The sequence below is a fragment of the Pseudomonas sp. NC02 genome (genome assembly GCF_002874965.1).
Lineage (GTDB): Bacteria > Pseudomonadota > Gammaproteobacteria > Pseudomonadales > Pseudomonadaceae > Aquipseudomonas.
The window spans coordinates 36,338-61,323 of the sequence record NZ_CP025624.1 but is presented as its reverse complement, the minus strand read 5'-3'; the positions used below and the strand labels follow the sequence as shown (position 1 = coordinate 61,323).

27 protein-coding genes are annotated in these 24,986 nt (G+C 60.5%); 11 read left to right on the top strand and 16 right to left on the bottom strand.

The genetic code is table 11. The annotated features are described in order from the left end of the window. Positions 1 to 26: 26 nt before the first annotated feature. Positions 27 to 1,154, bottom strand: coding sequence for a cytochrome c oxidase subunit II (coxB, locus tag C0058_RS00300; RefSeq protein WP_003214854.1), 1,128 nt, complete (start codon positions 1,152 to 1,154; stop codon positions 27 to 29). Positions 1,155 to 1,522: 368 nt separating this feature from the next. On the opposite strand from coxB, the gene C0058_RS00295 reads away from it, so the two are divergent. Then, a complete protein-coding gene (locus tag C0058_RS00295; protein ID WP_003214855.1) occupies positions 1,523 to 2,170 on the top strand; it encodes a hypothetical protein in 648 nt (215 codons plus the stop codon). Between the two features lie 129 nt (positions 2,171 to 2,299). Here C0058_RS00295 and C0058_RS00290 read toward each other — a convergent pair whose 3' ends face one another. The 3 genes from C0058_RS00290 to C0058_RS00280 all read right to left on the bottom strand — a co-directional run bounded on the left by C0058_RS00290 (position 2,300) and on the right by C0058_RS00280 (position 5,919). Continuing rightward, entirely contained in the window at positions 2,300 to 3,847 is a 1,548-nt protein-coding gene (locus tag C0058_RS00290; protein ID WP_102367828.1) for a SulP family inorganic anion transporter, read from the bottom strand. Between the two features lie 85 nt (positions 3,848 to 3,932). Next, the gene (locus C0058_RS00285) at positions 3,933 to 4,664 is read right to left on the bottom strand and encodes a carbonic anhydrase (RefSeq protein WP_003214859.1); all 732 of its coding nucleotides are present in this window, start codon (positions 4,662 to 4,664) and stop codon (positions 3,933 to 3,935) included. A gap of 196 nt (positions 4,665 to 4,860) precedes the next feature. After that, positions 4,861 to 5,919 carry a PA0069 family radical SAM protein gene (locus C0058_RS00280; RefSeq protein ID WP_102367827.1) on the bottom strand — a complete coding sequence of 353 codons (1,059 nt, stop codon included), beginning with the start codon at positions 5,917 to 5,919 and terminating at the stop codon, positions 4,861 to 4,863. A gap of 221 nt (positions 5,920 to 6,140) precedes the next feature. Here C0058_RS00280 and C0058_RS00275 point away from each other — a divergent pair, with 221 nt between their 5' ends. Further along, entirely contained in the window at positions 6,141 to 6,392 is a 252-nt protein-coding gene (locus tag C0058_RS00275) for a hypothetical protein (RefSeq protein WP_102367826.1), read from the top strand. Positions 6,393 to 6,446: 54 nt separating this feature from the next. Here C0058_RS00275 and C0058_RS00270 read toward each other — a convergent pair whose 3' ends face one another. From C0058_RS00270 to C0058_RS00260, 3 genes are read right to left on the bottom strand one after another with little or no spacing between them, the layout of a single operon-like run. After that, positions 6,447 to 7,730: a cytochrome c gene (locus C0058_RS00270; RefSeq protein WP_102367825.1), complete on the bottom strand. Its 1,284-nt coding sequence runs from the start codon at positions 7,728 to 7,730 to the stop codon at positions 6,447 to 6,449. Positions 7,731 to 7,742: 12 nt separating this feature from the next. Continuing rightward, positions 7,743 to 9,527 carry a GMC family oxidoreductase gene (locus C0058_RS00265; RefSeq protein WP_003214867.1) on the bottom strand — a complete coding sequence of 595 codons (1,785 nt, stop codon included), beginning with the start codon at positions 9,525 to 9,527 and terminating at the stop codon, positions 7,743 to 7,745. A gap of 2 nt (positions 9,528 to 9,529) precedes the next feature. Then, positions 9,530 to 10,270 carry a gluconate 2-dehydrogenase subunit 3 family protein gene (locus tag C0058_RS00260; RefSeq protein ID WP_102367824.1) on the bottom strand — a complete coding sequence of 247 codons (741 nt, stop codon included), beginning with the start codon at positions 10,268 to 10,270 and terminating at the stop codon, positions 9,530 to 9,532. A 284-nt stretch (positions 10,271 to 10,554) separates the two neighbouring features. On the opposite strand from C0058_RS00260, the gene C0058_RS00255 reads away from it, so the two are divergent. After that, positions 10,555 to 11,241, top strand: coding sequence for a dual specificity protein phosphatase family protein (locus C0058_RS00255; RefSeq protein WP_102367823.1), 687 nt, complete (start codon positions 10,555 to 10,557; stop codon positions 11,239 to 11,241). Between the two features lie 27 nt (positions 11,242 to 11,268). Here the strand turns inward: C0058_RS00255 and C0058_RS00250 are convergent, their stop codons facing one another. Both C0058_RS00250 and prlC read right to left on the bottom strand, forming a co-directional pair. After that, a complete protein-coding gene (locus tag C0058_RS00250; RefSeq protein WP_003214872.1) occupies positions 11,269 to 11,541 on the bottom strand; it encodes a YheV family putative zinc ribbon protein in 273 nt (90 codons plus the stop codon). Next, entirely contained in the window at positions 11,538 to 13,637 is a 2,100-nt protein-coding gene (gene prlC / locus C0058_RS00245) for an oligopeptidase A (protein ID WP_174717768.1), read from the bottom strand. Before prlC ends, C0058_RS00250 begins: the two co-directional genes overlap by 4 nt. Positions 13,638 to 13,691: 54 nt before the next feature. On the opposite strand from prlC, the gene C0058_RS00240 reads away from it, so the two are divergent. Beyond that, complete coding sequence (locus tag C0058_RS00240; RefSeq protein ID WP_102367821.1) at positions 13,692 to 14,234, top strand: gamma carbonic anhydrase family protein; 543 nt, start codon at positions 13,692 to 13,694, stop codon at positions 14,232 to 14,234. Between the two features lie 11 nt (positions 14,235 to 14,245). After that, positions 14,246 to 14,899 (top strand): HAD family hydrolase, encoded by a 654-nt coding sequence (locus C0058_RS00235; protein WP_102367820.1) that lies wholly within the window; start codon positions 14,246 to 14,248, stop codon positions 14,897 to 14,899. 96 nt (positions 14,900 to 14,995) lie between these two features. Here C0058_RS00235 and C0058_RS00230 read toward each other — a convergent pair whose 3' ends face one another. After that, positions 14,996 to 16,051 carry an aminopeptidase gene (locus C0058_RS00230; RefSeq protein WP_102367819.1) on the bottom strand — a complete coding sequence of 352 codons (1,056 nt, stop codon included), beginning with the start codon at positions 16,049 to 16,051 and terminating at the stop codon, positions 14,996 to 14,998. A gap of 142 nt (positions 16,052 to 16,193) precedes the next feature. Between C0058_RS00230 and C0058_RS00225 the strand changes: the two genes are divergently transcribed. Then, positions 16,194 to 16,616, top strand: coding sequence for a hypothetical protein (locus tag C0058_RS00225; protein ID WP_102367818.1), 423 nt, complete (start codon positions 16,194 to 16,196; stop codon positions 16,614 to 16,616). Here the strand turns inward: C0058_RS00225 and C0058_RS00220 are convergent, their stop codons facing one another. Together C0058_RS00220 and C0058_RS00215 are read right to left on the bottom strand one after the other, a co-directional pair. Then, the gene (locus tag C0058_RS00220) at positions 16,617 to 16,856 is read right to left on the bottom strand and encodes a DUF1161 domain-containing protein (RefSeq protein ID WP_003214887.1); all 240 of its coding nucleotides are present in this window, start codon (positions 16,854 to 16,856) and stop codon (positions 16,617 to 16,619) included. Between the two features lie 182 nt (positions 16,857 to 17,038). Then, positions 17,039 to 17,470: an OsmC family protein gene (locus C0058_RS00215; RefSeq protein ID WP_003214889.1), complete on the bottom strand. Its 432-nt coding sequence runs from the start codon at positions 17,468 to 17,470 to the stop codon at positions 17,039 to 17,041. A 217-nt stretch (positions 17,471 to 17,687) separates the two neighbouring features. On the opposite strand from C0058_RS00215, the gene C0058_RS00210 reads away from it, so the two are divergent. Continuing rightward, the gene (locus C0058_RS00210; protein WP_102367817.1) at positions 17,688 to 18,689 is read left to right on the top strand and encodes an LLM class flavin-dependent oxidoreductase; all 1,002 of its coding nucleotides are present in this window, start codon (positions 17,688 to 17,690) and stop codon (positions 18,687 to 18,689) included. Between the two features lie 118 nt (positions 18,690 to 18,807). Here C0058_RS00210 and C0058_RS00205 read toward each other — a convergent pair whose 3' ends face one another. Continuing rightward, the gene (locus tag C0058_RS00205) at positions 18,808 to 19,035 is read right to left on the bottom strand and encodes a DUF1161 domain-containing protein (RefSeq protein WP_003214893.1); all 228 of its coding nucleotides are present in this window, start codon (positions 19,033 to 19,035) and stop codon (positions 18,808 to 18,810) included. A 117-nt stretch (positions 19,036 to 19,152) separates the two neighbouring features. Next, positions 19,153 to 19,368 (bottom strand): dodecin, encoded by a 216-nt coding sequence (locus C0058_RS00200; RefSeq protein ID WP_008439585.1) that lies wholly within the window; start codon positions 19,366 to 19,368, stop codon positions 19,153 to 19,155. A gap of 156 nt (positions 19,369 to 19,524) precedes the next feature. On the opposite strand from C0058_RS00200, the gene C0058_RS00195 reads away from it, so the two are divergent. Next, positions 19,525 to 19,851, top strand: coding sequence for a YqjD family protein (locus tag C0058_RS00195; protein ID WP_003170746.1), 327 nt, complete (start codon positions 19,525 to 19,527; stop codon positions 19,849 to 19,851). Here C0058_RS00195 and C0058_RS00190 read toward each other — a convergent pair. Further along, entirely contained in the window at positions 19,848 to 20,744 is an 897-nt protein-coding gene (locus tag C0058_RS00190; protein ID WP_102367816.1) for a LysR family transcriptional regulator, read from the bottom strand. The two genes, C0058_RS00195 and C0058_RS00190, sit on opposite strands and share 4 nt — an antisense overlap. Before the next feature lie 109 nt (positions 20,745 to 20,853). Here C0058_RS00190 and trpB point away from each other — a divergent pair, with 109 nt between their 5' ends. The 3 genes from trpB to C0058_RS00175 all read left to right on the top strand — a co-directional run bounded on the left by trpB (position 20,854) and on the right by C0058_RS00175 (position 23,474). Beyond that, positions 20,854 to 22,080, top strand: a complete 1,227-nt coding sequence (gene trpB / locus C0058_RS00185) for a tryptophan synthase subunit beta (protein WP_003214899.1) — start codon at positions 20,854 to 20,856, stop codon at positions 22,078 to 22,080. Continuing rightward, a complete protein-coding gene (gene trpA, locus C0058_RS00180; RefSeq protein WP_102367815.1) occupies positions 22,081 to 22,890 on the top strand; it encodes a tryptophan synthase subunit alpha in 810 nt (269 codons plus the stop codon). Positions 22,891 to 23,030: 140 nt separating this feature from the next. After that, complete coding sequence (locus C0058_RS00175; protein ID WP_003214903.1) at positions 23,031 to 23,474, top strand: anti-virulence regulator CigR family protein; 444 nt, start codon at positions 23,031 to 23,033, stop codon at positions 23,472 to 23,474. Between the two features lie 168 nt (positions 23,475 to 23,642). On the opposite strand, the gene C0058_RS00170 is transcribed toward C0058_RS00175, so the two are convergent. Continuing rightward, positions 23,643 to 24,947 carry an MFS transporter gene (locus C0058_RS00170; protein ID WP_003213647.1) on the bottom strand — a complete coding sequence of 435 codons (1,305 nt, stop codon included), beginning with the start codon at positions 24,945 to 24,947 and terminating at the stop codon, positions 23,643 to 23,645. Positions 24,948 to 24,986 lie beyond the last annotated feature (39 nt).

Here is a 24,986-nt window from a genome sequence, read left to right as displayed (position 1 = left end):
GTTCAGGGAATATGCAATGAAGGAAGTCATTTGCTTTCCGCCTGTTTCAGAGCCAGCACGTCTTTAGGCGTGACCATGTCGCCTTTGTTGTTGCCCCAGGCGTTACGTTCATAGGTCACGACCGCCGCGATATCGACTTCCGACAGTTGCTTGCCGAACGCCGCCATGGCGGTGCCGGGCTTGCCGAAGTACACGCGGTGCAGGTGGTCTTCCTTGGGCCCGGTGGCAATAGGTGAGCCCTTGAGCGCCGGGAACATCGGCGGCAGGCCCTGGCCTTCGGCCTGGTGACAGGCGACGCAGGTGGTGTGGTAGATCTTGTCGCCACGAGCCACCAGCTCATCCAGGGTCCATTCCTTGGAGGTCAGCTCCTTGAGCTTGGCGGCCTCTTCCTTACGCTCGCCGAGCCAGGTGTCGTAGTCGGCCTTGGATTTGACCTCCACCACGATGGGCATGAAGCCGTGGTCCTTGCCGCACAGTTCAGCGCACTGGCCGCGATAGATGCCGGGCTTTTCGATGCGGGTCCAGGCCTCGTTGACGAAGCCGGGAATCGCATCACGCTTCACCGCAAACGCCGGCACCCACCAGGAGTGAATCACGTCTGCAGCGGTCACCAGGAAACGCACCTTGGCGCCCACCGGCAGCACCAGCGGCTGGTCGACTTCCAACAGGTAATGCTCGCCTTTGACGGCCTGGTTATGGATCTGCTCGGCGGGCGTGGCCAGGTTGCTGAAGAACTCGACATCCTGGCCCAGGTATTTGTAATGCCACTTCCACTGGTAGCCGGTGACCTGGATATCGATATCCGACTCAGTGCTGTCGTAGATGTTGATCAGCGTCTTGGTGGCCGGAATGGCCATCGCCACCAGGATCAGCAAGGGCACCACGGTCCAGAGAATCTCCACCGTCGTACTCTCGTGGAACTTGGCTGCCACCTGTCCCGTGGAGCGCCGGTGAACGATCATCGACCAGAACATCGCGCCAAACACGACGATGCCAATCGCCACACAAATCCAGAAAATGGTCATGTGCAGGTCAAACACGGCGTGACTGACTTCAGTGGCCCCTGGCGCCATATTCGTTGTCCAGGCGGCTTGCGCCTGGCCGAATACTGACCACAACAGGAGGCCCATCCAAACATGTGGATGTCGCGTCATTGCGGGTTCCCCTTATCATTCTTGTTATCCCGCCGGTTTGCACCTGCGGCCAAGGGAGCGGCTTCCATACTGCTTACAACCGCCAGGCCTTGCCTGCTCATGCAGTCGGGCGTCATCAGCTAATTGCGTACAAAATCGAGTATAGACAGCGACCGCCACCCCGCAATGTGATCGGGCAAATGAACGAAAATGAGGAAACGGACCACACAACAGGACCGGTGGCGCGCGTTATCCGACGAACGATGGCAATTTGATATAACGCCAGCGCATAACCATGAAATAATTATGACAAATGCGTCTTAGGCTCTCGTATAAACGAGCTACCTTATGCTCTCCCTATTTCCTACGCCTGCATCACTGGAGCTTTCATGAACACCGCCGCATTGCGCGAGCAGATTTCCCGTGCCCATCAACACGAATCCAGCACTGGCCAGCTTGCTCAGCAGCTGGAAGTTCAGTTACCGCACCTGCACCCGGCGATTTCCGTGCCTGACGTCGACGCCAAGGGCGTGATGACGCGTTTTGTAAGCGCCTACATCGACCAGGTCCCCGATCTGCTGGACGCGGCCAACGATGTCGCCCGCGAAGCCGGTATTGAAAGCCAGATCAAACCGGTGCTGAAAATCGCCGAGCATTTCTTCCTGCAGCCGCCGGCGATCCTGGCCGGGCATGAAGGCCTGGACGGTTTGCTGGATGAGGCTTACCTGGCGCATCGCCTGGTGGAAGAGGTCAACGATCTGTATATCAAGCACTTCGGCCAGCCGTTGATTCCGCTGGATACCACTGTGGCGAACGTGATTGCCCACCAATTGATCGGCGAGGCGTTTGCCAATCAGCTGGATGAGGCGGTGCACCACGCGGTGGATGAGATGCTTAACGAGGAGAGTTTTGCGCTGGAGTCGGTCGAAGCCTACCGCGACAAGCTCAAGAGCCCGGACACGGAAGCGGCTTGGAAGCGCTGGCCGTGCCTGTCGCGGCAGTTGGGCGTGGGTCTTGAGCTGGACCAGCCAGCTTAGATTTGCCGGCTTGCAAAGATCCAATGTGGGAGCGGGCTTGCTCGCGAAAGCGGTGTATCAGAAACACATTCAGTGACTGACACTGCGCCTTCGCGAGCAAGCCCGCTCCCACATTTTGATCCGGTTTCGTCAGCCAACAGACGGCGCCGAGCCTATTCCGGTCGTCGTTCTTACCCGTCCTTCCAACCTGCGCTTCAACCCCCGCGCCTCGATCATCAGCTTCGAGCCCTTGGCCGCATTGGCCCGACCCCATTCCTCCAATAGCTCAAGGCAGGAGTGGTCGATATAACTCAGGTTACTGAGCGGCACATGCAAGGTGGTCCCGGCGGGTACCGTCGACAGCACCTGGGTCAATGCAGGCACCTTGAGAAAGGTCCCGGCCCCCGTCAATCGCAGCTCCATCTCGCCCTCCTGCGGCAGGTCGATCAGGCTTATCTTCAAGCGTGAGGCCTTGAACGCCAGCTTCACCAGCGTCAACCCGAAGCCCACCAACACACCCGTCAGCAGGTCGGTAAAGATGATCGCCAGCGCCGTCGCCGCGTAGGTAAACATCGGCATTCGCCCGTAGCGCGCCAGGCCACGAAACGCCTTCATGTCCACGAGCTTGATCCCGGTGTACACCAGCACACCCGCCAGGCTTGCCACCGGAATGCTTTGCAGCACACTGGACAGCAACAGCACGAACGCCAGCAGCCACAAGCCGTGGAACATCGCCGACAAACGCGTGGTAGCGCCGGCCTGGACGTTGGCCGAACTGCGCACGATCACACCGGTCATCGGCAGGGCGCCGACCAGGCCACACAGCATGTTGCCCACGCCTTGTGCCGACAATTCCTTGTCGAAGTCGGAACGCTGGCCACTGTGCATACGGTCGACTGCCGCCGCCGAAAGCAGCGTTTCAGCGCTGGCGATAAATGCCACGGCGAACGCGGCGATCAACAGATTGGGATCCGCCAGGTTCAGCAGGTCGCTGGGGCGCAGCCAATCGATGGCATCCGCGAGGTTTTCCGGCACCTCCACCCGCTTGACCTGCAACGCCAGCACCAGGCTGGTGGCTGTCGCCAGACCCACGCCGAGCAGGGCGCCGGGGACGAAGCGCAGTTTTTGCGGGCGGAACTTGTCCCACAGCCACATCACCATAATCGTCGACAGCCCGAGCAAACCGGCCTGCCAGCCGAGCCCGCCGCCCAATGTGGGGATCGCCTGGATCAGTGCCGCAGGGAAGCCGGCAAGGTTATCCAGCCCCGAGGGCTTTGGCACACCGTCGAGCATCACGTGTACTTGCGACAGGACAATCAGCACCCCGATCCCCGCCAGCATCCCGTACACCACTGCAGGCGCAGTCACGCGGAACCAGCAGCCCAGGCGCAAACGCCCGGCCACCAATTGCAGGAAGCCCGCCAGCAACAGGATCGGCCCGAGCATGGCCATGCCATGCTGGCGAACCAGTTCGAACACCAACACCGCCAAACCTGCCGCCGGACCGCTGACTTGCAACGGCGACCCCGCCAGCCAACCGACCACCAGGCCACCGATGATCCCGGTGATCAAGCCTTTGGCCGGAGGCATTCCGGACGCGATGGCGATCCCCATGCACAGCGGCAGGGCGACCAGAAACACAACCACGGAAGCCAGCAGCTCCCGTGGCAGCACAGCTTTCAATTGAGCAGCACGCATAATGACTCTCCCGAGGCATTCGCCGGGCGTGGCAAGGCCTGGCTGCTCGAACGGCAGCCATCGCGTTACCCGACAGGGGATTGTTTTAGAAGCGCGCTTTAGGCGTCGCGGATGGAATCGGCTGGGTACCGTTCAAGGGCAGGAACGCTGCCTGATCCGCATCGTAGGCCCTGATTTCGCTGGTCTCGATGTCGTAGACCCAGCCATGGATAAACAAATGCCCGTTGGCCATGCGCGAGGCCACGGAGGGATGAGTGCGCAGGTGCTGCAGTTGGGCGATCACGTTTTCTTCGGTCAGCACGTGCATGCTTTCGTGTTCGTTGGCGCAATCGCAGTTGTCCTGGACCATGGTCTTGGCGACCTCGGCGTGGCGCAGCCAGGCCTTTACCGTGGGCATTTTTTCCAGGCTTTGGGGGTTGAGCACCGCGCGCATGGCGCCGCAGTCGGAGTGGCCGCAAATGATGATGTGCTGCACACCAAGGGCCAGTACCGCGTACTCAATAGCCGTTGAAACACCGCCGTTCATCTGCCCATAAGGCGGCACGACGTTACCGACGTTACGGGTCACGAACAAATCCCCAGGGGAGCTATGGGTGATCAGCTCGGGAACGATGCGCGAGTCGGCGCAGGTAATGAACATCGCCCGCGGGCTCTGGGCCGTGGCGAGTTTTTTGAAGAGCTCTTCCTGCTGGGGGAAGATCTCGTTATGGAAATGCAAAAAGCCTTCAACGATGTGCTGCAGCGCTGCATCGGCGGATTCCGCCTCGTGAGGGGCTGAAGCCGACGCAGCCAACGGCTGTTTATCCTTGTCACTCATAATTCATCCTCTTGGTTGGAGCAGGGGAGTTTTCCAGTGCGGCCGGCGCCCAAACTGAAGCGCCGACTCATTAGTCACTCGATGAACAAGGTACCCGCCGAAACTTAACTCAAACTGAATGAGCCGCTCTAGATCGGGGCTTTCAGTGATATCAAAACGCGACTATTGCTACAGAAAAGTATGCTTATCCGGCAGTTTACAATAAAGCCATCTGTCTGCCCGGCGGACAAAACGCCGTGCAGTCCAGATTAAACCCTTCCCGCCGGTTGAGCCCCAATCGTTTGATCGCCTTGGCGAAACGTTGCGCCAGCAAATCGGCAAACGGCCCTTCGCCACGCATGCGTACACCGAAGCGGCTGTCGTAGACCTCACCGCCGCGCACCTGCCGCACCAGGCTCATCACATGGGCCGCGCGCTGCGGGTAATGGGCCGACAGCCATTCCTCAAACAGCGGCGCCACTTCCAAAGGCAAACGCAGCATCATGTACGCCGCACTCTGTGCCCCCGCGGCATGAGCTTCGGCCAGCAGGCTTTCCAGCTCGCTGTCGTTGATCATCGGGATCATCGGCGAACACAGCACGCCCACCGGGATCCCCGCCTCACGCATCACCCGGATCGCCCGCAGCCGGGCCTTGGGCGCAGCCGTGCGCGGTTCGAGGATGCGCTTGAGTTCATCGTCCAGGCTGGTGAGGCTGATCATCACCGCCACCAGCCGCTGCTGCGCCAACTCGGTCAGCAGGTCGAGGTCCCGCAGGATCAGCGAGCCCTTGGTAATGATCGTCACCGGATGACGGTAGCGCAGCAGCACTTCGAGGGTTTGCCGGGTGATCTTGTACTCGCGCTCGATGGGCTGGTACGGGTCGGTGTTGGAGCCCAGGTTGATCGGCGCGCAGGTGTAGCCCGGTTTCGACAGTTGCTGCTCAAGCACGTCGGCGGCGTTGGTCTTGGCGATCAGCTTGGTTTCGAAGTCCAGCCCCGGCGACAGGTCCCAATACGCGTGACTGGGCCGCGCATAGCAGTAGATACAACCATGCTCGCAGCCGCGATACGGGTTGATCGCCCGGTCAAACGGGATATCCGGCGAGCTGTTGCGGGTAATGATGGTTTTCGCGGTTTCGATACGGACTTCGGTGCCCTGGGTCTGTGGCACTTCCTGATACCAACCGTCGTCTTCCGCCACGCTGACGGTGGGCGCAAAACGGTTGTGCAGGTTGGTGGCCGTGCCGCGCCCGCGAGGCGGCAAAGGGACATTCATAGTCAGACCTCATAAACTGTATCCATATACAGTATTCGAGAAGATCGCTTTTCACCAGCACCACTGGGCGGCGCGGTCTAGCATCGACCTTCGCACGAACGGAATGACACCTTCCTACATGTAACCAAACAAGAAATAAATCGCGACATATGTGACATGGATAAAGTTATTAACACATCGCTATGATCACAACTTAACTCATTACCACCTACAGGATATTTATGTCTCAGGATGAACTACGCTTTACATGCGAAGACTTTGAAAAAGATAACAGCCCGGAAGTATTAATGGAGCGCTTTACCGACGGTAAACTGTCCTACGCCATGTATGCCTCTTCCTCCAACAGGGACGGGCACTACGACACCACTTCCTCCACCACCGACCTGGATAACGACGGCGACTTCGATGAACAGGACAAGACCATCTTCCTGAACATGGCGAATAGCTTTGTAAAAAGCTGCGCCCCTCGATAATTAATCGGCTAGTTGCCAGGCTTATATATAAAACTATAAACCTGGCAACTGACACTACTTCTCTGAAGTTTGATCAGCTTCGGTAGTTACTGCATCTTTTCGCAAGTCTTTCACTTGCGAAGCCTTTACAGTCTCTCCCTTATTACCCCAACTGTCCCGAACGAAACTGACGACATCCGCCACTTCCTGATCCGACAGCCGCCAGGCAAACGCCGGCATGGTGAAGGTCGAAGGTGCCGTATGCGTCGCCGGCAACGTGCCGCCGTTCAACACGATGTTGATCAGCGACGTCGCATCCGCCGTCTGCAATACCGGGTTGCCCGCCAGCGCCGGGAACACGCGGGTGTAGCCGTGGCCGTCGGTACGGTGGCACGCCGCGCAGTTGTCGATGTACACCGAGGCACCCGGCTTGCTGTCATCACCCTTCCACAGCGCGTCGGCGACCTGCTTGTCGTACTGGTGCGGCTGATCCTTGGGATCCACCGCCGGCAAGCTCTTGAGGTAACGGGCGATAGCCGTCAGATCCTCTTCCGACATGTACTGCATGCTGTGGACCACAACGTCGCTCATGCCGCCAAACACCGCGCTGCGATCACTGCGCCCGGTCTTGAGGAATTGCACCAGTTGCTCCTCGCTCCAGCTACCCAGGCCGTCCTTGTGGTCGCCCCGCAGGCTCTTGGCAATCCAGCCTTCCAGCGGCGCACTGCCGGACAGGAAAGCGCTGCCATCCGACGCACTCAGGGATTTTTCCTGCATAGTCAGGGCCCGTGGCGTATGGCAGGCACCGCAGTGGCCAAGGCCCTCTACCAGATAAGCGCCACGGCTGATCACCGGATCGGCGCCCGCCTGGGCCTGGTAGTCCTCGACCTTGGGCGCAAACATCCAGCGCCATCCGGCCAACGGCCAGCGCATGCTCAACGGCCAGGGAATGTCGCTGTCCTTGTTCACCTGCGCCACCGGCTCCACGCCCTTCATGAAGTACGCGTACAACGCCTGCATGTCGCTTTCGCTGACCCGCGCGTAAGACGGGTAGGGCATCGCCGGGTAAAGCGTACTACCGTTCTTGGCGACGCCATGGCGCACGGCCTGGTCGAAGTCTTCGAAGCTGTAGTCGCCCAGGCCGGTTTTGTCCGGGGTGATGTTGGTGGAGTAGATGGTGCCGATCGGGGTTTCCATCGGCAGGCCACCGGCGAACGGTTTGCCGCCCTTGGCGGTGTGGCAGGCCACACAGTCACCGGCGCGAGCCAGGTATTCACCCTGTTTGACCAGATCGGTTTCAGCCGCACTCACCGAGCAGCTGCTGAACAAAGCCAGGGACGCGATAACAAATGCTTTCATGGTCATCGCTCCTTATGCCTGAACCAGTGGGCCGGGGTTTTTCAGGTACTGCTCGCGAATTGCCCGCGCCGACCAGTAGGTCAGCGCCGCCACCAGGCCCGTAGGGTTGTAGCCCAAGCCTTGTGGGAACGCGGAAGCGCCCGGGACAAACACGTTGTGTACGTCCCAGCACTGCAGGTAGCGGTTCAAGGCACTGGTTTTCGGGTCGGTGCCCATGATCGCGCCACCGTTGAGGTGGGTGGTCTGGTAGGACGCGGTGTTGAAGTGCTCGCCCACCTTTTTGCCCAGCAAGGCAATCGCCTTGGGGTTCATCGCTTCGGCGATCTTGCTCATTTTTTCGACCATGAAGCGGTTCATCTTGATGTCGTTTTCCTGCCAGTCGAAGGTCATGCGCAGCAGCGGCAGGCCGTAGGCATCGCGGTAAACCGGGTCCAGGTCGAGGTAGTTGCCACGGTAGGATTGGTGGGCGCCATGGGCATCCATCGACACCTGATGGGTGTAGTAATCAGCCGTGGCGCGCTTCCACGCGCTGCCCCAGGCCGGCGTGCCCGGCGGGTTGGAGGTGCCCGCAATCGGCCGGCTGCCCGCCTGGTTGACCCACATCGGCGAGCCGCCCACAAAGCCGTGAGGCCCATGGTCGAAGTTGTCGGCGTTGAAGTCATCGACCGCCACGCCATTGCCGCCGGCACCGATAAAGTTGTTGGTGTGCACGTCCTTGTCGAAGAACGCCTTGATGGTGGCCATGTTCTGGTAGGCGAAGTTGCGGCCCACCACGCCCTCACCGGAGATCGGGTCGTAGGGTTTGCCGATGCCCGACAGCAGCATCAGGCGCACGTTGTTGAACTGGAAGGAACCGAGGATCACCAGGTCCGCCGGCTGCTCGCATTCCCGCCCCTGGGCGTCGACATACGTCACGCCGGTCGCCTTGCTCCTGGTGCTGTCGAGATTGACCTTCAGCACGTGGGAGTTGGGCCGCAGTTCGAACTTGGGTTCCTGGCGCAAGGCCGGCAGGATGTTCACGTTCGGCGAAGCCTTGGAATACATGTAGCAGACATAACCGCTGCAGAAGCCGCAGAAGTTGCACGGGCCCATCTGGGCGCCGTAAGGGTTGGTGTACGGCCCCGATGTATTCGCGGAAGGCAGGTTGTAGGGCTTGTACCCCACGGCCGTGGCGGCCTTCTGGAACAGCTGTGCAGAGACGGTGTTCTTCTGCGATTCCAGCGGGAAGTGATTGGAGCGATCCGGTGCGTAAGGGTTGCCGCCCTTGCCTTCGCCCACCAACTGGCCCTTCACCGTCCAGGCTTGCCCGGAGGTGCCGAAGACTTTTTCGGCATAGTCGAAGAATGGTTCCAGCTCTTCATAGCTGACGCCGAAATCCTGGATGGTCATGTCCTTGGGAATGAAGTTTTTCCCGTAGCGCTCTTCGTAATGGCTGCGCATGCGCAACTCGATCGGGTCCACCCGAAAGTGCACGCCGGACCAGTGCAGGCCTGCACCGCCGACACCGTTGCCAGGCAGGAAAGCGCCCAGTTGGCGGTTGGGCATCGCCACGTCATTCACGCTATGGCGAATGGTCACGGTTTCCTTGGAGATGTCCTGGAAGAGCTTTTTACGCACGCTGTAGGTCAGTTCGTCGATGACCTGGGGATAGTTGCCGTCCGGGTAGGTGTCCTGCATCGGGCCGCGCTCCAGCGCTACCACGTTGAGGCCTGCTTCCGTCAGCTCCTTGGCCATGATCGCGCCGGTCCAGCCAAAGCCGACAATCACTGCATCCACTTTCTTCATGATGGTCGCCACGTTTACGCCCTCTCGCCACGGATCGAAACAGCCGGGAAGGGGTATTGCTCGTTGCGTTCAACCCAATCCATGAAATCGGCGCGGGCGCCGGGGAAGCCGATCATGGTCCAGCCGACCATGCCTTTGTTGCCACCGTGGACCGGGTCGCAAAAGAACCCTTCCTTGGTGTTTTGCAGCAACAGATTGAAGAAAATCTTCGGCGGGACGCTGTCGAATTGCGCGTCGCCGGCCTCCAGGCGCTGCAACAATTTGTCCTGGGTAGCGCTGTCTTGCTCGGCAAATAACTTACCGTTCATCGCTTTCGACCAGGCGTCCGTGTCAGCAATGCCCAGGCGATAGATCTCCTTGGGCACCAATTTGCTCTGCCAGCCCATTTCAGGCGGCGCGTCGGCATTGAACGGGCCTTGCATGAACCACAGGGCGCCCGCCGCGTACGGCGTGTTCATCTGACGGTCGATGTATTCCGGCGCACCGGCTTCCAGGGCGCCTGGGCCCTGGTCGTCCGCCGGGATCAGGCGCGCAACGGCCGCGTTGATAAAGGCCCATTCCTCGCCAGTGAAATAGCTCGGCTCATAGGCCTTGCTGCTGACGGGCGCCTTCTCCGGGCTGGCTTGAGCCGGTTCGGGAACCGCCATCAGCATCGAACCGCCCAGGCCCGTGCTGGCGACAGTGACCACGGGGATCAAGGTCAAGGATTTGCGTAAAAACTCACGCCGGGGGTTGTCTTGATCTTGATCAGACATGGTGGCACCTCATCATGTGGTCACGGATTTATCAGCCGCTTCGAGGAACGACTTATAGTTTTGGCAGTAAATGGGATCCAAAGGACCCAAGGGGATAGAACACAGCAGCAATCAATAGTTACAAAGGATAGCAGGCTAAGGATTGGGGAAAATCGTTTCAGCGCGAAAAAATCTGCCCGGAGCCGGCTTATTCACGATTCTTTGACGAGTACCTCACACGGCATTGACCCCCTGTAGGCGAATCTGGGCCCCATTAACCCCTTCCCTATTCGGTTACATCGCGCATGTTCAAGAATCAATTGCTGCCTGCCCTCAGCCTCGTGTTCATGGCGTTGTTCACCACCGCACCGTCCCAGGCCGAAGAGCTCACGCCCATCCGTTCATCGGAATGGGCCCAGCCGGTGGGCAATCAATACAACCTGTATCAAATGACGCCCACGCTCTATCGCAGCGCGCTGCCGGATAGCGGCGCTGTCCCTGTATTGGAAAAGCTCAAGATCGGTACGGTGATCAACTTTCTGCCCGAGTCCGATGCCAACTGGCTGAAATCACCCGGTATCAATCAGGTGCAATTGTCCTATCGCACCAACCATGTCGATGACGCCGATGTGCTCGCAGCGTTGCGTGCGATTCAGGATGCCGAAGCCAACGGCCCGGTGCTGATGCACTGCAAACACGGCTCCGACCGTACTGGCCTGGTGGCGGCGATGTATCGGGTGGTGATTCAGGGATGGAGCAAGGAAGACGCGCTGAACGAAATGACCTTGGGCGGCTTTGGCGCCAGTAGCGGCTTCAAGGACGGTGTTCGCTACATGATGAGGGCCGATGTCGACAAGTTACGCACCGCACTGGTCAACGGCGAATGCAGCACCAGCGCCTTTGCACTGTGCTCGATGAAAAGCTGGCTGAATACCGCGGACAACGCCAAAGACCCGGCCGAGGAAAAAACCGCCTGGGTGGTCGCTCCCTGAGCCATCAACCCAGGGAGCGCTTCACGATCAGTCTTTCTTCAGCTTCGGATTAGGGAAGAACTGCACCGCCTGCACCTTGGGGTCCGGTGCTTTCAACGCCGACGTATTGACCCGCGTACCCAATTCCTTGGGCACTGACAGACCTTGTTCATTCAGCGTGTCGGAATAGCCGCAAGCCACGCATTCGCGGTGCGGAACATCGTCCTCGCTCCACATCATCAACTTGTCCGGCTCGCTGCACGCCGGGCAGACTGCCCCGGCGATAAAGCGTTTTTTGGTTTTCACAGGTGCTTCACTCATGCTGCCGCGTCCTCACTCAGGCCGCTGTGGCGCAAGAGTGCGTCAATCGACGGCGCCCGTCCGCGGAAATCGACGAACAGCACCATCGGTGCCTGGGAACCGCCACGGGCCAGGATCGCCTCGCGGAACGCCCGGCCAGTCTCGGCATTGAGCACGCCATCTTCTTCGAACTTGGAGAAGGCATCGGCCGACAGCACTTCCGCCCACTTGTAGCTGTAGTAACCCGCGGCGTAACCGCCAGCGAAGATATGCGCGAAGCTGTTGGGGAAGCGGTTGTAGGCGGGCGGACGCATCACCGACACCTCATCACGCACACCTTCCAGCACCTGCAGCACGCTGCGGCCATCGCCGTGGGTGGCGTGCAGCTCGAAGTCGAACAGCGAGAACTCCAACTGGCGAACCATCATCAGGCCGGACTGGAAGTTCTTCGCCGCGAGCATTTTTTCCAGCAGGTCCTGAGGCAGCGGCTCACCGGTTTCATAGTGACCGGAAATCAGCGCCAGGCCTTCCGGCTCCCAGCACCAGTTTTCCATGAACTGGCTCGGCAACTCCACCGCATCCCAGGCCACGCCGTTGATGCCGGACACGCCGGCGTGCTCGACACGGGTCAACAGGTGGTGCAGGCCGTGGCCGAATTCGTGGAACAGCGTGGTCACTTCATTGTGGGTCAGCAGGGCAGGCTTGCCGCTGTCGGCCGGGGTGAAGTTGCACACCAGGTTGGCCACCGGGCTTTGCAGCACGCCATCAACCGTGCGGCGACGGTCACGGGCGCCGTCCATCCAGGCACCCCCACGCTTGTTGGCGCGGGCGTACAGGTCGAAAAAGAAGCGGCCGACGTGCTGGCCGTTTTCCTTGATTTCGAACAGGCGAACATCCGGGTGCCAGGTGTCGAAGCCTTTCTGCTCGGCGATCTCGATGCCATACAGGCGTTGCACGATGGCGAACAGGCCGCTGAGTACCTTGTCGATCGGGAAGTAGGCGCGCAGGGCTTCCTGGGAAACGCTGTAACGCTGCTCACGCAGTTTTTCGCCGTAGAAACCGCTGTCCCAGCTTTGCAGGTCCGCGCAGCCTTGTTCGGCGGCATAGGCCTTGAGCTGTTGCAGGTCCTGGGTGGCAAACGGCTTGCTGCGCTTGGCCAGGTCCCGCAGGAAGCTCAGCACCTGGTCGCTGGACTCGGCCATTTTGGTGGCCAGGCTCAGCTCGGAGAACGAGGCGAAGCCCAGCAGTTGCGCCAGCTCCTGACGCAGGTCGAGGATCTGTTCCATGACCGGGCCATTATCATTCTGACCGGCATTCGGGCCTTGGTCCGACGCGCGGGTGCAGTAGGCTGCGTAGATTTTTTCACGCAGGGCGCGGTCGTGGGCGTAGGTCATCACCGCGTAGTAGCTCGGGAATTCCAGGGTGATCAGCCAGCCGTCGAGGCCCTTGGCCTGGGCAGCCGCAGCCATTTGCGCCTTGGAGGAATCGGTCAGGCCGGCGAGGGTTGCTTCGTCAGTGACGTGCTTGGTCCAGGCCTGGGTGGCATCGAGCAATTGGTTGGAGAACTTGCTGCCCAGTTCGGAGAGCTTGCTCTGCACTTCGGCATAACGCTTTTGCTGCTCAGGCGGCAAATCGATACCCGACAGACGGAAGTCCCGCAGGGAGTGTTCCAGGATGGTTTTTTGCGCCACGTCGAAGCCGGCGGCTTCCGGGCTGTTGGCCAGGGCGTCGAAGGCCTGGAACAACTCGCGGTTCTGGCCCATCTCGGTGGAGTAGGCGCTCAGTGCCGGCAGGCACGCCTCGTAGGCTTCCCGCAGTTCGGCGCTGTTGCACACGGCATTCAGGTGGCTGACCGGGCTCCAGGCGGCACCCAGGCGGTCATTGAGTTCGTCCATGGCCAGGACCAGCCCGGCCCAGGTCGGATTTTTACCCTGGCTTTGCAGGATGCCTTCGATGGCGACGCGGTTGTCGGCGAGGATCTGTTCAATGGCCGGCTGTACGTGCTCGGCACGGATCGCCGAGAACGGCGGCAGGTCGTAGGACTGCAGAAGAGGGTTGTTCGCGCTCACGGTTGGCACCTTGGCTGAAGAAACATGTAAGAACAAAGATGGGGCCATCTTAATTACAATCAACGCCCACCGCAGCTATCAGCAGAAGAGAGAGAGCCTATCGTGACCCTTCGCACCTACCAGAATCACACGCCGGCCCTGGCCGCCGGGGCTTTCGTCGATGCATCGGCGGTGGTGATCGGCGACGTCGAAATCGGCACCGACAGCTCGGTATGGCCGCTGACGGTGATTCGCGGCGACATGCACCGCATCCGCATCGGTGCGCGCACCAGCGTGCAGGACGGCTGCGTGCTGCACATTACCCACGCAGGCCCCTTCAATCCTGATGGTTTCCCGCTGCTGATCGGCGACGAGGTGACCATTGCCCACAAGGTCATGCTGCATGGCTGCACGGTAGGCAGCCGGATCCTGATCGGCATGGGCAGCATTGTGATGGACGGCGCCGTGGTGGAAGACGAGGTGATCATCGGCGCCGGCAGCCTGGTGCCGCCGGGCAAGAAACTTGAGAGCGGTTTTTTGTATGTTGGCAGCCCGGTTAAACAAATCCGCCCGCTGACTGACAAGGAACGGGCATTTTTCACCTACAGCGCCGCGAACTACGTAAAGCTCAAAGACCTGCACCTGGCCGAAGGCTTCGACCAATGACAAGGACACCCATGCATTACCAGACCGTTTTGTTCGACCTCGATGGCACCCTCACCGACCCGCGCGAAGGCATCACCCGCTCGATCCAGTACGCCCTCGCCAAACTGGGGATCGATGAGCCGGACCTGACCAAACTTGAGCACTTTATCGGCCCGCCGCTGCTGCAAGCGTTCATGCAGTTTTATGGCTTCGACGAAGCCAAGGCCTGGGAGGCGGTGAATTTCTACCGCGAGCGCTTCAAGGTCACCGGCCTGTACGAAAACCGCGTGTTCGACGGCGTGATGCCGCTGCTTGAGGAATTGAATGGCCAGGGCCGCCAGCTTTATGTAGCCACGTCCAAGCCTTGGGTATTTGCCCGGGAAATCGCCCGGCATTTTGATTTCGCCAAGCACTTCAAGATGATCTACGGCAGCGAGCTGGACGGCACGCGCACCAACAAGGTCGAGTTGATCGCCCACCTGATGGCGCAAGAAAGCCTGGACCCGGCCAGCACCTTGATGATTGGCGACCGCAAGCACGACCTGATCGGGGCCCGCAGCAATGGGCTGGATTCGGCGGCGGTGGGTTATGGGTTTGGCAGCCGTGAAGAGCTGAGTGCCGAGGCGCCGACCTGGCATTTCGAAACGTTGGCCGAGATGCATCAGGCGTTTTTGCAACGGCCTTGAATGCGCTATCGCAGGCAAGCCAGCTCCCACATTTGATCACGGTCGGCCAAGACAACTCAGTCAAATGTGGGAGCCGGGCTTGCCCGCGATGAGGCCCTACCGGCCAACCACTTGCCCGGATCCCTCCAACGCCCTCAGGGCCGCCTTGCGCTGATCCACCGGCAACCCGCCCAGCTTCTCCACCGCCGCAAAGAACTTCGGCCAATCCCCGCCTTCCTGCCGGAACAACGCGACGAACGCCGGCACCCACTGGTCATACAGCCCAAACGGCAGCAACCTTGCGTTGTTCATCGGCAGGTTGACCCAGGCGTCATAACGCTTGTCGCCACCCCACTGGCTATCGCGCATGTGCCGGTAGTCACGGCGCAGGCGCTCGAATTCAGCGGCCTTGGCCTGGCGCATGGCATCTGCCGTCAGCGGCTGCGCATACAACTGCTCCAGGCGTTTGCGGGTATCGAGCACCAGCCGGGTGAACTGGTCGCGCTGTTTCAGCGCTGACTCGCTGGCAGGCGGCAAGCCTTGGGCGGCGCGCCATTGCCGGGTACCTTCCTGCTCGACGAAGGTGGCGTACGACTCGTTGAACTCGGTGTCGTCCTTCACATAAAACCGCTGGTGCGCCAGCTCATGAAAAATCAGCGTGGCCAGGCGCTCGTCCCCCCAGCTCATCATCGAACTCATGATCGGGTCGTTGAACCAGCCGAGGGTGGAATAGGCCTCCACGCCGCCAATCGACACATCCATCCCTTGCTGCTTCAACAAAGCCGCCTGGCCGCGTGCGGCGCCCTGGTTGTAGTAGCCGCGATAGGCCACGCAACCGGCAATCGGGAAGCAGTGGGTTTGCGGGGACAGGGAAAATTCAGGCGTGGCGAACACGTTCCAGACCACGTAAGGACGGCCGATATCGGCATACAGCCGGTAACTCTGGTTATCCGGCAGGTGCAGGTGTTCGCTGGCGAAGGTGCGGGCTTTCTGCGATTGCGCCAAGTGCTCGCGCAGCACCTGTGGCCGGGACGGGTCGGCGACGACCGCGGAGACCGGCTCCCGGGCACGCAGCAATTGCCATTGGCCGTCTGCCAGTTGGCTGTAATAACTGACGCTGGAACAGCCACTGAGCAACAGCAGCATCAAGCCGGGAAGCAAACGCCTGACCATTAAAACCTCTCGCCGATAACCATCCCGCCAGACTATCTCGCCTGTGGGGAATTTTTCCATGGCGTGGCGTGTTTATACTCATAGGGAGCGTGCTGCCGAACGCAGCCGTTCAAAAAACCATTCCTACAGTTGAGTGCTTAACATGCGTCAGCTACTGCTTCCCGTCGCCGCGATTTTTCTCAGTGCCTGTGCGTCGACGCCACTACCGCCGGTTGATCCACTCCAAGCCTGGGTCGACTTCGCTACCCCGACACCCGGCGCCAAGCTGGTAATGGCGCAACGCCTGGACGGGAAAAACCTGAACGACGGGCGCTTCTTCCAAATGCCGCCTGGCAGCCATGAGCTGATGGTACGTTTTGATTTCGAGGTGCCTACCGGCGGCAGTTTCGGCGGGTTTGGCCAAACCACTGACCGTACCTGCTTCATGACCCTGCAATACGACCGTTTCGAGGCGGGCCAGCGCTATCGCCTGGAAGGGCGCTCACTGGGCTACAACCCGAATATCCGGCTGTACAACAAAGCGGGTCAATTGCTGGCCGAAGAACGTAGCGTCAACTGCATCTGATCAGTCGTTGTTCTTCTGGTAGACGATGGCTTTGGTGCCATTCTCACAGCTGCCGACAACCATGGCGCTGTCGTGCTTGTCAGCTTCTTCCTTGGTGACGATTTCGAGGGTGTAGGACGGAACGGCATTCGCCTGGATTTTGACCTCGATCTCCTTCCTGAGCTCTTCACAATCTTTTGGCGCCGCCAGCGCCGACGTGGCCAGTGCACAGCAGATAACCGCCAAGGCAATACGTTTCATGTGTGAAGCTCCCTGAATGCACGCGCACGGGTGTGCGCTGAGTCTGCAATCGGCTATTCGACCATACCTGAACGTGTAGGAGCGAGCTTGCTCGCGAAAAACGTCAACGATAACGCGTGCCGCCTGGAAGAGCGCGGCGCCTTTGAGCGCTTCGCGAGCAAGCTCGCTCCTACAAGGGTCGATCAATTAACGAGGGTGCCATCCAGGGTAATGGTTGCATTCAGTACCTTGGACACGGGGCATCCTTCCTTGGCCTTTTTGCTCAGCTCATCGAACTGCGCCTGGCTGGCGCCCGGGATCTTCGCCTTGAGGGTCAGGTGCACGGCAGTAATCGCAAAGCCACCGTCCACTTGGTCCAGGGTCACTTCGGCCTGGGTGTCGATGCTGTCGGCCTTGAGCCCGGCATCGCCGAGAATCATGGAAAACGCCATGGAGAAACAACCGGCATGGGCTGCGCCGATCAGTTCTTCAGGGTTGGTGCCCTTGCCACCTTCGAAACGGGCCTTGAAGCCGTAAGGCGCTTCACGCAGAACGCCGGTTTCGGTGGAAATGGAACCCAGGCCAGTCTTCAGGTCGCCTTCCCAATGCGCGGATGCTTTTTTAACAATACTCATAGCGGTCTCCTCGAACGGTGGTTTTGCGTCAGTAAGGGTTCTGAGGATAGACGCCACGGCAAAGTTCATCTTGTCGGAGAAACCTAGCGATTAAGTAGGAAATTTCACCATCGCTATTGAATCTCGGGTATATGCCCTCATTGCATAGGACATGCACATGAAGCGGCAGGTTTTGGTTCGTCTAAGAAGCCTGCGCCCCCATTGGAGAAGCAGGCTTATGAAATCGCTGTCCGACGTAAAGTTCTCGACCCTCGACCTCGTGCCCGTGCGCGCCAACGGCAGCCCGGCGCAGTCGCTGCACAATTCCCTGGACCTGGCCCAGCACGTGGAAAAATTCGGCTACAACCGTTTCTGGGTCGCCGAACACCACAATATGGACGGCATCGCCAGCTCGGCGACCTCGGTATTGCTGGGTTACCTGGCCGGCGGCACCTCGACGATCCGTGTCGGTTCCGGTGGGGTGATGCTGCCCAACCACGCACCGTTGGTGATCGCCGAGCAGTTCGGCACCCTGGAAAGCCTGTACCCGGGCCGCATCGACCTGGGCCTTGGCCGCGCACCAGGCTCCGACCAGATGACCGCCCGCGCCCTGCGCCGTGAACGCTCCGGCAGCGCTGATGATTTCCCGGAAGACGTGGCAGAACTGATGGCCTACCTCGGCCCGCGCACTCCGGACCAACGAGTGATCGCCGTACCCGGCACCGGCACCAACGTCCCTGTGTGGCTATTGGGCTCCAGCCTGTTCAGTGCGCAGCTGGCAGGCGAGCGCGGTTTGCCTTACGCCTTTGCCTCACATTTCGCACCGCGCCTGATGCATGAAGCGATTCGCGTCTATCGCAACCACTTCAAGCCTTCGGCCGTGCTGGACAAGCCCTATGTGATGCTCGGCATCCCGCTGGTGGCCGCCGACACCGATGAGCAAGCCGACTACCTGGCCACCTCGGTGTACCAGCGAATTCTCGCGCTGATGCGTGGGCAAAGCCTGGTGCAGCGCCCGCCGGTCAAAACCATGGACGGCCTGTGGCTGCCCCATGAGAAAGACGCCGTGGGCAGTTTCCTCGGCCTGGCCATGGTGGGCAGCCCGCAGAAGATCCGCGCCAAGCTGGAAGTGCTGGTGGAGCAGACCGGCGCGGATGAGCTGATCTTCACCTGTGACCTGTACGAGCATGCCGACCGGATTCATTCCTACGAGCTGCTGGCGCAGGTCATGAAGGGCTGAATCCAGGAGTGAGGCGGGACGCAGAGCATCCCAGGCTTCATTCCCACGCGGAGCGAGGGATCGCAGGCATAAAAAAACCGACGCACTCGCGTCGGTTTTTTACGTCTGTAACACGGGATCACCCGCGCTTGTAGGCGATTTCCTTGGTACCGGCTTCACAGCTGCCGACAACCGTGTGGTCACTAGGTGCAGCACCTTTGTCCACGATTTCCAGGGAGTAGCCCGAAGCGCCTTTAGCGTCGATTTTCGCCGCAATCTCGCTTTTCAGCTCTTCACAAGGCTTGCCCGCCGCCAGGGCCGTGCCCGCAATGCTCAACAAACCTACCGCCAACAAAAAGTTCTTCATCCGTCACTTCCTTGGGTTGATCGAAAGGAAGCACGTCGCCGCTCGTCACGTCGACGTGCCTAAAGGTTGTAGCGGAGTTTATGGCAATCGGCCAGCGCGCAAGTTCAACCGGCTCAATCAACTACTGGCAATTCGGAACCCCACCTTGAGGGTGACCTGGAAATGCGCAGCCTTGCCGTCCTTGATGTGGCCACGGGTTTCGGTCACTTCAAACCACTCCAAGTGCTTGATGCTCTTGCTGGCTTCAGCCAGGGCATTGTTGATGGCCTCCTCGATGCTGGTCGCGGAAGAGCCCACCAGTTCGACTTTCTTGTAGGTGTGATGATCACTCATAAGTTTTTCTCCTGGGGTCGTTAATCAAGACTAGCAGTGAATTCTCGTACTGCTTCTGGCGGCTATTGCGATGTGAAAGTTCAGATTTACTGCACTTTCTGAAACCGCCGCAGTCGGAAACAACACACGCCACTCAATCACTCCAGGAGAGCCCACATGGCCAACACCTCTTTACGCAAAGCGTCATTGGAAAGCATGGAAGCCGAGATTTCGAGCCTGCTCAAATCTTTGGAAAGCCTCAAGGACGATGCGTCTGACGAGTCGCGCAAAACCCTGAAGGCCCTGAAAAGCAATGCCGAGAACGCCCTCAAGCATTCCCGCCACCTGATCAGCGATGCCTACGAAGAAAGCAAAGTCAAAATCCGCGAAACCGGTGTTGCAACACGGGACTACGCGCAAGAGCATCCATGGACTACCGCCGGTGTTGCCGTCGGCGCGCTGGGTCTGCTGGCGGCTTACTTGCTGTGCAAACGCGGCGACTAAACGTCTTGGCGCGCAAGCTCAGCCTTGAGCCACTGCGCCAGTTGCCCGGCGCGCCCATCTGCGGCGCGCTTGGGTAGCCACAACGCCAGTTGCGCCGGGGTTTCACTGAAACCCCACGGCGCAACCAGGCGACCCGCTCGCAGGTCCTCTGCCACCAGCGGCTCAGGCGCAATTGCTACCCCCAGCCCGGCCACCGCCGCCTCCAGCAAATAATACAAATGCTCAAACCCCTGACCGTACTTCAACGCGCCAGCGTCGATCCCATGGTGCTGCGCCCAGCTGGGCCAGGCTTGCGGGCGTGAGGTAGTGTGCAACAGGGCCTCATTCAGCAGCGCCTCGGGAGGCGCCTGGCGCAATCGCTCGTAATGGGCAAAACGCGGGCTCATGACCGGGCCGATGCGTTCGCTGGCCAATTCGTACACCTGCATATCCGCCGGCCATGGAGGTTCGGCGAACACCAGCAGCGCGTCCAGGCCGGGGCGGCGTGGGTCAAGATCGCCTTCACCCGCCGACAGATGCAGGCGCAAATCCGGCAACTCGGCGTTCAGGCGCCCCAGACGCGGAATAAACCAGCGCGCCAGCAGGCTGCCGGAGCAGCCGAGCACAAACGGCGCATCGGCACTGCTTTGCGTGAGCTCGGCGCAGGTGTCCCTCAGTCGCTCGAACGCCTCGAAACTCGCATCCCGCAGACGAATGCCGGCATCTGTGAGTTTGAGGCCGCGCCCGTCCTTGGCGAACAGGCTGACGCCGAGGTGTTCTTCCAACACCTTGAGCTGCCGGCTGACCGCACCATGGGTCACATGCAGTTGCTCAGCGGCCTGGCTAACGCTGTTCAGGCGCGCAGTCGCCTCAAAAGCGCGCAAAGCATTCAGCGGTGGGAGGTCTCGGCTCATCTGTGAGTTTTCCTGACAGGTTGTGGCGATCTTATCGGTTTTCACGTGGAAGCGTCAGGGGTAGAGTGACCGTCATTGCCTCTTACACATTTTCTACCTGGAGCGTCCCATGACTCAGACCCAGACCGATTTACGCAACGGCCCGGATGCCAATGGCCTGTTTGGTTCGTTCGGCGGCCGCTACGTGGCGGAAACCCTGATGCCGTTGATCCTTGATCTGGCCCGCGAATACGAAGCGGCCAAGATCGATCCGGCCTTCAACGAAGAACTGGCCTACTTCCAGCGCGACTACGTCGGACGCCCAAGCCCGCTGTACTTCGCCGAGCGCCTGACCGAGTTCTGCGGTGGCGCCAAGATCTACCTCAAGCGCGAAGAGCTGAACCACACCGGCGCCCACAAGATCAACAACTGCATCGGCCAGATCCTGCTGGCGCGGCGCATGGGTAAAAAACGCATCATCGCCGAGACCGGCGCCGGCATGCACGGTGTGGCCACGGCCACCGTCGCCGCGCGTTTCGGCCTGCAATGCGTGATCTACATGGGCACCACCGACATCGAGCGCCAGCAGGCCAACGTATTTCGCATGAAGCTGCTGGGCGCTGAAGTGATCCCGGTGGTCGCCGGCACCGGCACCCTGAAAGACGCGATGAACGAAGCCCTGCGTGACTGGGTGACCAACGTCGACAGCACCTTCTACCTGATCGGCACCGTGGCCGGTCCGCACCCGTACCCAGCCATGGTTCGCGACTTCCAGGCCGTGATCGGCAAGGAAACCCGTACCCAACTGCAGGCCCAGGAAGGCCGTCTGCCCGACAGCCTGGTGGCGTGCATCGGCGGCGGTTCCAATGCCATGGGCCTGTTCCATCCGTTCCTGGATGACACCAGCGTCGAGATCATCGGCGTTGAAGCGGCCGGCTACGGCATCGAGACCGGCAAACACGCGGCCAGCCTCAACGGCGGCGTACCGGGTGTGCTCCACGGCAACCGTACCTTCCTGTTGCAGGACGACGATGGCCAGATCATCGACGCCCACTCGATCTCAGCGGGCCTCGACTACCCGGGCATCGGCCCTGAACACGCCTGGTTGCACGACATCGGTCGCGTCCAGTACACCTCGGTGACCGACGACGAAGCCCTCGACGCCTTTCACAAATGCTGCCGCCTGGAAGGGATTATTCCTGCACTGGAAAGCGCCCACGCCTTGGCCGAAGTGTTCAAGCGCGCGCCGACCTTGCCGAAAGATCACCTGATGGTGGTCAACCTGTCCGGCCGTGGCGACAAAGACATGCAAACCGTGATGCACCACATGGAACAGTCCAAGCAGGAGAAACACTAAATGAGCCGCCTGCAAACACGTTTTGCGCAACTGAAAGAACAAAACCGCGCCGCCCTGGTGACCTTCGTCACCGCTGGCGACCCGGGCTATGACACCTCGCTGGCGATCCTCAAGGGCTTGCCGGCGGCCGGCGCCGATGTGATCGAACTGGGCATGCCGTTCACTGACCCGATGGCTGACGGCCCGGCCATTCAACTGGCCAACATCCGCGCGCTGACCGCCAAGCAGAACCTCACGAAAACCCTGCAAATGGTTCGCGAGTTCCGCGAGGGCAACAGCGACACGCCGCTGGTGCTGATGGGCTACTTCAACCCGATCCACATGTACGGCGTGCCACGCTTCATCAGCGATGCGAAAGAAGCCGGCGTCGACGGCCTGATCGTGGTCGACATGCCGCCGGAACATAACGGCGAGCTGTGCGACCCGGCCCAGGCTGCCGGTATCGACTTTATCCGCCTGACCACGCCGACCACCGACGACGCGCGCCTGCCGACCGTGCTCAACGGCAGCTCAGGGTTTGTGTACTACGTCTCGGTGGCCGGTGTGACCGGCGCAGGCGCCGCGACCCTGGAACACGTCGAAGAGGCCGTGGCCCGTCTGCGTCGGCATACCGACCTGCCGATCAGCATCGGTTTCGGCATCCGCACCCCGGAGCAGGCCGCTGCAATCGCCCGCCTGGCAGACGGTGTGGTGGTGGGGTCGGCACTGATCGACCACATCGCCAACGCCAGCAATGATCAACAGGCCATCGACGGTGTATTGACCCTGTGCTCGGCGCTGTCGGAAGGTGTACGCAACGCCCGTAAGTAAGCGGCTCGTAAGCGGTAGGTAAAGTTCCTGATACAGAGGAATCATGCTGGCAAATCAGCACCTAAGCTAACAAGACCAAGGGATTTCGAACCCGGTTCGAAATCCCTTTTTTGTTCGTGCAGTACTGAGGAAACAGCCCCATGAAAATCCCCAAACGTTTGATTGCAGGTGTAGGCGTGCTGGTGCTTGGCGCCAGCGCCCTGGTCCAAGCTGCGCCCTATGATCAGGGTGGCGGACCTGACCGTGGTGGCCCACAGGGCCAGCACGATCAACGTGGCGATGACCATCGCGGGCCGCAGGACAACCACCGTGGCGGGCCGCCTCAGGACTTTGGTCCAGTGAGACAGGTCATCCGCGACAACCATGGCGACTTCCGCCGTGGCGCGCCGCCGCCTCCCGGCATCCACCTGGTGCGCGGCCAGCGCCTGCCGCCAAACTACTATGGTGAGCGTCTGGACCCACGGGCGCTGGGCCATCTGCCGCAATACCCTGGTTATGAATGGCGCCGTTCGGGTGGGGACATCGTATTGATCGCCGTTGGCACCAGCATCGTCTATCAGATTCTGGATGGCGCGCTGTACTAGAGCCGCACTGCTTTTGTGGTGAGGGAGCTTGCTGTGGCGAGGGAGCTGGTGTGGCGAGGGAGCTTGCTCCCGCTGGGCTGCGCAGCGGCCCCAAAATCCTGGGAGCGCTGCGCACTCCAGCGGGAGCAAGCTCCCTCGCCACACCAGCTCCCTCGCCGCAGCAGTCGCCTAAATCTCGATACGCTCGACCTTGCCGACCAGCAAGATGTAGGACAACGCACCCAACAACGCCAGCACCGCGATGTACGTAATCGCCGGCGCAAACGAATCCCCGGTCGCCAGAAAGCCAATCACGATCGGCGTGGTAATCGCCGACAGATTGCCGATGAAGTTGAACACCCCTCCGGTCAGCCCCAGCAGCCTTGCCGGCGCCAGGGTCGACACCAGCGACCAGGTGATCGACGCCAGGCCATTGCCGAAAAACGCCACCGCCAGAAACGCAATCACCCACGCCGTGGAATCAACAAAGTTGGCGCCGATGATCGCCGTGGAAATCAACAGCCCGCCAATGATCGGCAACTTGCGCGCAAACCCCACGGACGCTCCCCGGCGAATCAGCCAATCGGAAAACAGCCCCGAACACAGCACCCCGACAAACGCCGCCAGAAACGGCAGCGACGCCAGCAGGCCGGACTTGATGAAGTCCATGCCGCGATATTTCACCAGGTAGGTCGGAAACCACGTCAGGAAAAACCACAACGTGGAATTCAGGCAGAACTGCCCCAGGTAGATCCCCCACAGCTTGCGCTTGCTCAACACGATGCCGAGGTCGACCCAGCTGAACGGCGCCTTGGCCGCCTGCGCCTGGATGTCCACCAACCCGCCGCCTTCGCGGATCAGCTCGATTTCCGCCGCATTCGCGCCTTTGAAATCCCGTGGCTCGCGGTACACCGCGTACCAGATCAACGCCCACACAATGCCCACGCCGCCGGTGGCGACAAACACCATGTGCCAGCCAAAGGTGTGTTGCAGCCAGGCCAACACCGGCGTGAGAAACGCCAGCCCGACAAACTGCCCGGAGGTATAAACACCAATCGCCGTGGCCCGTTCACGCTCGGGGAACCAGGTGGTGACCACGCGGCTGTTGATCGGGTAGGCCGGGGCCTCCAGGGCGCCCACCGCCATGCGCAATACGAACAGCGCGATGAAGCTGGCGGCGAAACCGAGCATCACCGTGGCCACCGACCACAGCAGCAGGGCGACGCTGTAGAGAATGCGCGGCGGCACCCGGTCCACCAGCCAGCCGCCGGGAATCTGCATGGCCGCGTAGGTCCAGCCGAACGCGGAGAAGATCAGCCCGACATGCACCGGGTCGATCCCCAGCTCGCTGGTCAGGGCCGGAGCGGCAATCGACAGGTTGCTGCGGTCCAGGTAGTTGATCACCACGGTGATGAACAGCAGCACCATGATGAAGAAACGCTTTCGGCTGGGCGTGACTAAAGAAGCCTGCCCGGTGAAGGACTCGGATTGCATGGGGGTTGCCTCTTCTTATGGTTATTGAGGACAGGTCTT

Excerpts from the sequence above, each read along its gene's own strand:
- coxB (WP_003214854.1), bottom strand. The coding sequence starts at position 1,154 with ATGACGCGACATCCACATGTTTGGATGGGCCTCCTGTTGTGGTCAGTA.
- C0058_RS00295 (WP_003214855.1), top strand. The coding sequence starts at position 1,523 with ATGAACACCGCCGCATTGCGCGAGCAGATTTCCCGTGCCCATCAACAC.
- C0058_RS00290 (WP_102367828.1), bottom strand. The coding sequence starts at position 3,847 with ATGCGTGCTGCTCAATTGAAAGCTGTGCTGCCACGGGAGCTGCTGGCT.
- C0058_RS00285 (WP_003214859.1), bottom strand. The coding sequence starts at position 4,664 with ATGAGTGACAAGGATAAACAGCCGTTGGCTGCGTCGGCTTCAGCCCCT.
- C0058_RS00280 (WP_102367827.1), bottom strand. The coding sequence starts at position 5,919 with ATGAATGTCCCTTTGCCGCCTCGCGGGCGCGGCACGGCCACCAACCTG.
- C0058_RS00275 (WP_102367826.1), top strand. The coding sequence starts at position 6,141 with ATGTCTCAGGATGAACTACGCTTTACATGCGAAGACTTTGAAAAAGAT.
- C0058_RS00270 (WP_102367825.1), bottom strand. The coding sequence starts at position 7,730 with ATGAAAGCATTTGTTATCGCGTCCCTGGCTTTGTTCAGCAGCTGCTCG.
- C0058_RS00260 (WP_102367824.1), bottom strand. The coding sequence starts at position 10,270 with ATGTCTGATCAAGATCAAGACAACCCCCGGCGTGAGTTTTTACGCAAA.
- C0058_RS00255 (WP_102367823.1), top strand. The coding sequence starts at position 10,555 with ATGTTCAAGAATCAATTGCTGCCTGCCCTCAGCCTCGTGTTCATGGCG.
- C0058_RS00250 (WP_003214872.1), bottom strand. The coding sequence starts at position 11,541 with ATGAGTGAAGCACCTGTGAAAACCAAAAAACGCTTTATCGCCGGGGCA.
- prlC (WP_174717768.1), bottom strand. The coding sequence starts at position 13,637 with ATGGCCCCATCTTTGTTCTTACATGTTTCTTCAGCCAAGGTGCCAACC.
- C0058_RS00235 (WP_102367820.1), top strand. The coding sequence starts at position 14,246 with ATGCATTACCAGACCGTTTTGTTCGACCTCGATGGCACCCTCACCGAC.
- C0058_RS00230 (WP_102367819.1), bottom strand. The coding sequence starts at position 16,051 with ATGGTCAGGCGTTTGCTTCCCGGCTTGATGCTGCTGTTGCTCAGTGGC.
- C0058_RS00225 (WP_102367818.1), top strand. The coding sequence starts at position 16,194 with ATGCGTCAGCTACTGCTTCCCGTCGCCGCGATTTTTCTCAGTGCCTGT.
- C0058_RS00220 (WP_003214887.1), bottom strand. The coding sequence starts at position 16,856 with ATGAAACGTATTGCCTTGGCGGTTATCTGCTGTGCACTGGCCACGTCG.
- C0058_RS00215 (WP_003214889.1), bottom strand. The coding sequence starts at position 17,470 with ATGAGTATTGTTAAAAAAGCATCCGCGCATTGGGAAGGCGACCTGAAG.
- C0058_RS00210 (WP_102367817.1), top strand. The coding sequence starts at position 17,688 with ATGAAATCGCTGTCCGACGTAAAGTTCTCGACCCTCGACCTCGTGCCC.
- C0058_RS00205 (WP_003214893.1), bottom strand. The coding sequence starts at position 19,035 with ATGAAGAACTTTTTGTTGGCGGTAGGTTTGTTGAGCATTGCGGGCACG.
- C0058_RS00200 (WP_008439585.1), bottom strand. The coding sequence starts at position 19,368 with ATGAGTGATCATCACACCTACAAGAAAGTCGAACTGGTGGGCTCTTCC.
- C0058_RS00195 (WP_003170746.1), top strand. The coding sequence starts at position 19,525 with ATGGCCAACACCTCTTTACGCAAAGCGTCATTGGAAAGCATGGAAGCC.
- C0058_RS00190 (WP_102367816.1), bottom strand. The coding sequence starts at position 20,744 with ATGAGCCGAGACCTCCCACCGCTGAATGCTTTGCGCGCTTTTGAGGCG.
- trpB (WP_003214899.1), top strand. The coding sequence starts at position 20,854 with ATGACTCAGACCCAGACCGATTTACGCAACGGCCCGGATGCCAATGGC.
- trpA (WP_102367815.1), top strand. The coding sequence starts at position 22,081 with ATGAGCCGCCTGCAAACACGTTTTGCGCAACTGAAAGAACAAAACCGC.
- C0058_RS00175 (WP_003214903.1), top strand. The coding sequence starts at position 23,031 with ATGAAAATCCCCAAACGTTTGATTGCAGGTGTAGGCGTGCTGGTGCTT.
- C0058_RS00170 (WP_003213647.1), bottom strand. The coding sequence starts at position 24,947 with ATGCAATCCGAGTCCTTCACCGGGCAGGCTTCTTTAGTCACGCCCAGC.